This is a genomic window from Gemmatimonas sp. (assembly GCF_041689975.1).
Taxonomy (GTDB): Bacteria; Gemmatimonadota; Gemmatimonadetes; order Gemmatimonadales; family Gemmatimonadaceae; genus Gemmatimonas.
The window spans coordinates 1-5,478 of record NZ_JBDNFF010000091.1 but is presented as its reverse complement, the minus strand read 5'-3'; the positions used below and the strand labels follow the sequence as shown (position 1 = coordinate 5,478).

At 64.7% G+C, this 5,478-nt stretch carries 4 protein-coding genes and 1 pseudogene; all 5 read left to right on the top strand.

What is annotated here, in order from left to right:
* Nucleotides 1–201 (top strand): annotated as a pseudogene (locus ACESNG_RS06365) (hypothetical protein); the annotation flags it as partial.
* 11 nt (nt 202–212) lie between these two features.
* Nucleotides 213–1,163 (top strand): hypothetical protein, encoded by a 951-nt coding sequence (locus tag ACESNG_RS06360; RefSeq protein ID WP_373068266.1) that lies wholly within the window; start codon nt 213–215, stop codon nt 1,161–1,163.
* Nucleotides 1,160–3,535, top strand: a complete 2,376-nt coding sequence (locus ACESNG_RS06355; protein WP_373068264.1) for a tetratricopeptide repeat protein — start codon at nt 1,160–1,162, stop codon at nt 3,533–3,535. Before ACESNG_RS06360 ends, ACESNG_RS06355 begins: the two co-directional genes overlap by 4 nt.
* Nucleotides 3,532–4,305 (top strand): DUF4159 domain-containing protein, encoded by a 774-nt coding sequence (locus tag ACESNG_RS06350; protein WP_373061113.1) that lies wholly within the window; start codon nt 3,532–3,534, stop codon nt 4,303–4,305. Before ACESNG_RS06355 ends, ACESNG_RS06350 begins: the two co-directional genes overlap by 4 nt.
* A 15-nt stretch (nt 4,306–4,320) precedes the next feature.
* On the top strand, nt 4,321–5,355 hold the full coding sequence (locus tag ACESNG_RS06345; protein WP_373068262.1) for an AAA family ATPase: 1,035 nt from the start codon (nt 4,321–4,323) through the stop codon (nt 5,353–5,355).
* The last annotated feature ends 123 nt before the right edge of the window (nt 5,356–5,478 follow it).

The following is a 5,478-nucleotide window of genomic DNA, read 5'->3' as shown; positions in this document are numbered from 1 at the left end:
CGCCGTATCGCCGAACAGACCGGTGGTCGTTACTACCCGCTGGCGGACGCCGGCAAGCTGGCCGAAGACGCCGTCTTCACCGAAGCGGGCGTAACGGTGCGCGAGGCGAAGGATCTGTGGGACATGCCCGCGGTATTCCTGCTGGTGGCGCTACTGCTTGGCGCGGAGTGGGGATATCGTCGGTGGAGGGGACTCGCATGATGCGTCGCGGCATGATTTTTCGAATCGTACGGATCACACGCGCAATGGCGCTGCAGGGGGCGCTCGCGCTGATGGTCGCGCTACCGCTCAGCGCGCAGCGTACCCATGTGCTGCTGGTGGTCGGCCTGTCGGGAGCGCCACAGTTCAAGCGCTCGTTCGAAGCGGCTGCGCAGTCAGCGCGCAGTGCGGCGACGAACCGTTGGGGCGTGAGTGATTCCAGCCTGATCGTGCTCACGGAAGACTCCACGCGCACCGCGCTCTCGTCGGGCCGATCCACGCGCGAGAACATCGCGCAGGCGCTCCTGCGACTGTCGTCGCGTGTGCAGCCGGGCGATGTGCTGTTCGTGATGCTCATGGGCCACGGCAGTGGTGAAGGCGCGCAATCGAAGGTGAACCTGCCGGGTCCCGATGCCACGGCGGCCGAGTATGCGTCCTGGCTGGCCGGTTTCAGTAAGCAGCATGTGGTGTTCGTGAACGCCGCCACCGGCAGTGGGGATTTCGTGCCCGTCCTCAAGGCACAGAATCGCGTGGTAGTGACCGCGACCAAGACCTCCAACGAGCGTAACGAGTCGATGTTTCTGCAGTACTTCGCCGGCGCTCTCGGTATGGATGCTGCCGATGCCGACAAGGACGGACGTCTGTCCGTGTTCGAAGTATTCCGCTTCGCCCGCACCGAAGTGGGCAAGGTGTACACCAGCTCGAATCGCATGCAGACCGAGCACGCGCTGGTCAGTGACTCGTTGCTGGCGTCGCGCGTAGCGTTCGGTAAGACGGCGGCCTCGGCCGATCCGCGTATCGCAGGTTTGATCGCTACGCGCCAGGCGCTCGAGTCAGAAGTGGCGTCGCTGCGCAGCAAAAAGGCGACGATGACCGCCGACGCGTACAATGCGGAACTCGAGCGGTTGTTGCTCGCACTGGCGGAAAAGACGAAGGCGATTCGCGCTGCGGGAGGTGGCACATGAGATGTTCCGCGTCGACACGTTCTGCGTGGCTGCTGTCCGTCGTATCGGTGCTCACGCCGATGGCGCTGACGCCGATGGCGGCCTGCGGGCAGGACCGCGCGGCGGCGCAACAGGCGGTGCGCGTAATGTCGCCGATTGCTCCGCGCGTGCCGGGCCCCGACCGATGGGCCACGGAGATCGCCGCCGCGGAGGCCTCGACTCGCCGCGGTGAACGTCGCGACGCCACGCAGCGGGCCGCGCGCATTGCGGCCGCTTACGAGCAGGGTGGCGCACGCAACAGCGACGAGTACCTATCGGCGGGTCGCGCGTATGTACTGCTGGGGATCGGCAATGCGCAGGCGGTGCGATCGGCGCTGGCCGCGTTCGATCGTGCCACGGCCGCCGACTCCAACAACTTCGACGCGCAGCGCCGCGCCGGTGAGTTGTTCCTCGAGAAGTACAACGCGCCCGATGCGCGGTTGTCCTTTGAAGGGATTCTGCGTCGCTCGCCCACCGACGCCAAGGCGTTGCTGGCGTTGGCGCGTGTGGAGGAGTTCGAGGGTAAGGGTAACCCAATGGCCACAGCGCGTCTCAGCATCGCCAGCGACCCGCGGTATGCCGACGCATTGGCGTTCGTGGCGAAGATGCACCGCGACGCCGAGGCGTATGACTCGGCGCGCGTGTATGCACAACGAGCGATCGATGCCGACTCGACGTCGACCGCGGGCTGGTCGGTGCTGGGCTCTATGGCCTTTCTGAACGGCGACAGCGCCACGTTCCGCAAGGCGCTGGCGGCGGTCACGGCGGTGCAGCCGGCACTCGCGGAGTTCTATACCGACCTGGCGGAAGCCTCGGTGCGTCAGCGTCGATACACGGAATCGGTAGCGCTCGCGCGGCGAGCCATCGGCTACGACTCACTGTATGTGCCGGCCTATGGGGTGATGGGGACGAACCAGTTGCGCATCGGGCAGATGGCCGCAGGTCGCACCGCGCTGGAGCGCGCGTTCGCCCTCGACCCATTCAATCTGTGGCACAAGAACACGCTCGATCTGCTCGACAAGATGAAGTCATTCCGCACGATCGACCGCGGACGGTTCCGCGTGGTCGCGCCGCAGGAAGAAGCCGATCTGCTGGCGCTGTACGTCGTACCGTTACTGGAGCAGGCGTACGATTCGCTCGCCGTACGTTATGGCTACAAGCCTCCCACACCGATCCGTCTCGAGTTCTATCGCTACCATGCCGACTTCTCGGTGCGCACGGTGGGCCTCGCCGGACTTGGCGCGCTGGGCGTGAGCTTCGGCAGCCTGCTGGCGATGGACACACCGAACGGTCGTGCGAAGGGTGATTTCAATTGGGGCTCGACGGCGTGGCACGAGCTGACGCACGCGTTCACGCTGGGCGCGTCGGACCATCGCGTACCACGGTGGCTGTCGGAAGGACTGTCCGTACTCGAAGAGCGGCGCGTGGGACGTGGCTGGGGCGCCGACGCCACGGTGTCGTACGTGATCGCCATGGCCAACGGGAAGCTGCGTCCCATCAGTCAGCTCAGTGACGGCTTTCTCAGGCCTCGATTCCCCGAGGAGACGCAGTTCAGCTACTACCAGGCGTCGTTGTTCTGCGAGATGGTGGAAGCGACGCGCGGTGCGGCCGCGTTGCCGGCCATGCTGACGGCATATCGCGACGGTATGGACACGCCCGGCGTGTTTCAGAAGGTGCTCGGCAAAACGCCGGCGCAGATCGACGTCGAGTTCGAGGCCTACACACAGCGCAAGTTCGCGCAGGCGATCAGTGCGGTGCGTGGTACGTCGCCGAACGACAGCAGCGGCGGCAAGTTCGTAGCCACGATGCGCGAGGCCGCGTCGAAGATGGGCACCGACCGTAATTCCGCACGCCAACTGTTCGAGCAGGCGCGCACCATGTTCCCCGAGTACGGCGGCGATGACGGTCCGGCGTGGTACCTCGCGGAAATGGCGGGGGCGGCGGGCGACACTACCCTCGCCCTCACGATGGTCGAGCAGGTGACCAGCCGCAACGAAACGGCGTGGATCGCCAATATGTTCGAGGCGAATCTCCGTGAGAAGCGCGGCGACAAGGGCGGTGCCATCCGCGCACTCGACCGGCTGAACTGGATCTGGCCGTACGAGCCCACGGTGCACACGCGCCTGGCCGCACTGGCCGCCTCACAGGGCGATCACGCCCGCGCGGTGCTGGAGCGTCGTGCGATCATTGCCATAGGTCCCACTGACCTGCTCGATGCGCGATACGAACTGGCGCGCGCGTTGCGGGATGCCGGTGATATCGCCGGTGCCCGTCGCGAGCTGTTGCAGGTGCTCGAAGAGGCGCCGTCGTTCGAAAAGGCACAGACCCTGTTACTGGAGCTTCGCGGAAAATGACATCACTTACCCGCGCGCTGCTGCTCGGCGCACTTCTGCTGTCCACGACGGCGCCATTGGAGTCGGCGCAAGCTCAGCGACGCGGCCCGCCCGAGTTTTTGCCGAACGTGCCCTACGACGGACGCTTGACCTTTGTGCGCGTGAAGTACCAGATGCCGGAGTTTGGCGGCGGCGGATTCCGTGGCGGTCGCGACATCCCGTGGAGTCACGACTATCCGCGCGGGGAGCGCCACTTCACGAAGATCATCAGTGAGCTCTCGACCAGCCGCGTGCGGATCGATGCCAGCAATATCCTGACGCTCGACGATCCACAGCTCGGTAAGTACCCCATTGCGTACATGGCCGAGGCAGGCTTCTGGCGACCCTCTGACGCGGAGGCGCTTGGGCTCCGGAATTATCTGGCGAAGGGCGGCTTCATCATTTTCGACGACTTCGCCGGCGAGCACTGGATGAACTTCGAAAGCCAGATGAAGAAGGTGCTGCCGAACTTGCGGCCCATCGAGCTGGATTTGTCGCATCCGATCTTCGACTCGTTCTACCGCATCAAGAGTCTCGAGTACGATCATCCGATTTACCGAGGCATGAAGTCGGTGTTTTACGGAGTGTTCGAGGAGAATGATCCGAAGAAGCGCATGCTGGCGATCGTGAATTACAACAACGACCTGTCCGAGTACTGGGAGTTCTCCGACACGGGGATGTTCCCGCTCGACATGTCGAACGAAGCGTACAAGCTCGGCGTGAACTACATCATCTACGCGTTGACCCGCTAGCCCCCGAGGAATCAGTTGACCGCTCCGGCCCCTTCTACGTCTGAACTCGACCGTCTCGATGACGGCGCTCTTGCCGACCGCCTGCAGGGCGCCGGTCAACGCATCGCGACCGAACTCCGCAAAGTCATCGTCGGTCAGGACGTCGTGGTGGAGCAGGCGCTGATCGCGCTCTTCGCCGGCGGCAACTGTCTGTTGGTAGGCGTTCCCGGTCTCGCCAAAACCCTGTTGATCTCGACGCTGGCGCGTGCGCTCGATCTCAAGTTCTCGCGCATTCAGTTCACACCCGACCTCATGCCCAGCGACGTGACCGGTACCGACGTTATTCAGGACGATCCGGCCACGGGCCAGCGTCGTCTCGCGTTCATGCCGGGTCCGGTGTTTACCAACGTGTTGCTGGCCGACGAGATCAACCGCACGCCGCCCAAGACACAAGCCGCGCTGCTCGAAGCGATGCAGGAACGTCGCGTGACCGTACAGGGGCGCACTTACGAACTCGACAAGCCGTTCTTCGTGTTCGCCACGCAGAATCCGATCGAACTCGAAGGCACGTATCCGCTGCCGGAAGCGCAGCTCGATCGCTTCATGCTTGAAATCTTGCTGGACTACCTCCCGGAAGAAGACGAAGTGGCCGTGGTGAAGTCGACCACATCGCTGCCGCCGGAGGCGGTGCAGCCGGTGGTGTCGAAGGAGGAGATTCTGGCGTATCAGCGCGTGGTGCGTCGCCTGCCGATCGCCGACGCCGTCACACGCTATGCCGTAAAGCTGGTGCGCACCTCCCGCCCCGGCGACGGTGCCCCCGATTATGTGAAGCAGTTCGTGTCGTACGGCGCGTCGGTGCGCGCGGCGCAGGCGTTGGTGCTGGGCGCCAAGGCGCGGGCGCTGCTGCAGGGGCGCGCCAGTGCCAGCTTCGAAGACGTGCGGGCGCTCGCACGTCCCGTGCTGCGGCATCGCGTGCTGGTGAACTTCACGGCGCAGTCGGAGAAGGTCTCCACTGATTCGCTCATCGGGCGTCTGCTCGAGAGCGTGCCACTTCCCCGCTCGTCGCTCTGAGCGATTCGTGGCGACCGCTCCCGCGTCCTTTCTCGACCCCGCCTTGTTGGCGCGTATCTCCGATCTCGCGCTGTTGGCGCGTACGGTCGTGAACGGTTTCATGCACGGCCAGCATCGATCGCT

Bases quoted from the DNA above. Each gene is read 5' to 3' on its own strand.
- ACESNG_RS06360 (WP_373068266.1), top strand. From the start codon at position 213: ATGATTTTTCGAATCGTACGGATCACACGCGCAATGGCGCTGCAGGGG.
- ACESNG_RS06350 (WP_373061113.1), top strand. From the start codon at position 3,532: ATGACATCACTTACCCGCGCGCTGCTGCTCGGCGCACTTCTGCTGTCC.
- ACESNG_RS06355 (WP_373068264.1), top strand. From the start codon at position 1,160: ATGAGATGTTCCGCGTCGACACGTTCTGCGTGGCTGCTGTCCGTCGTA.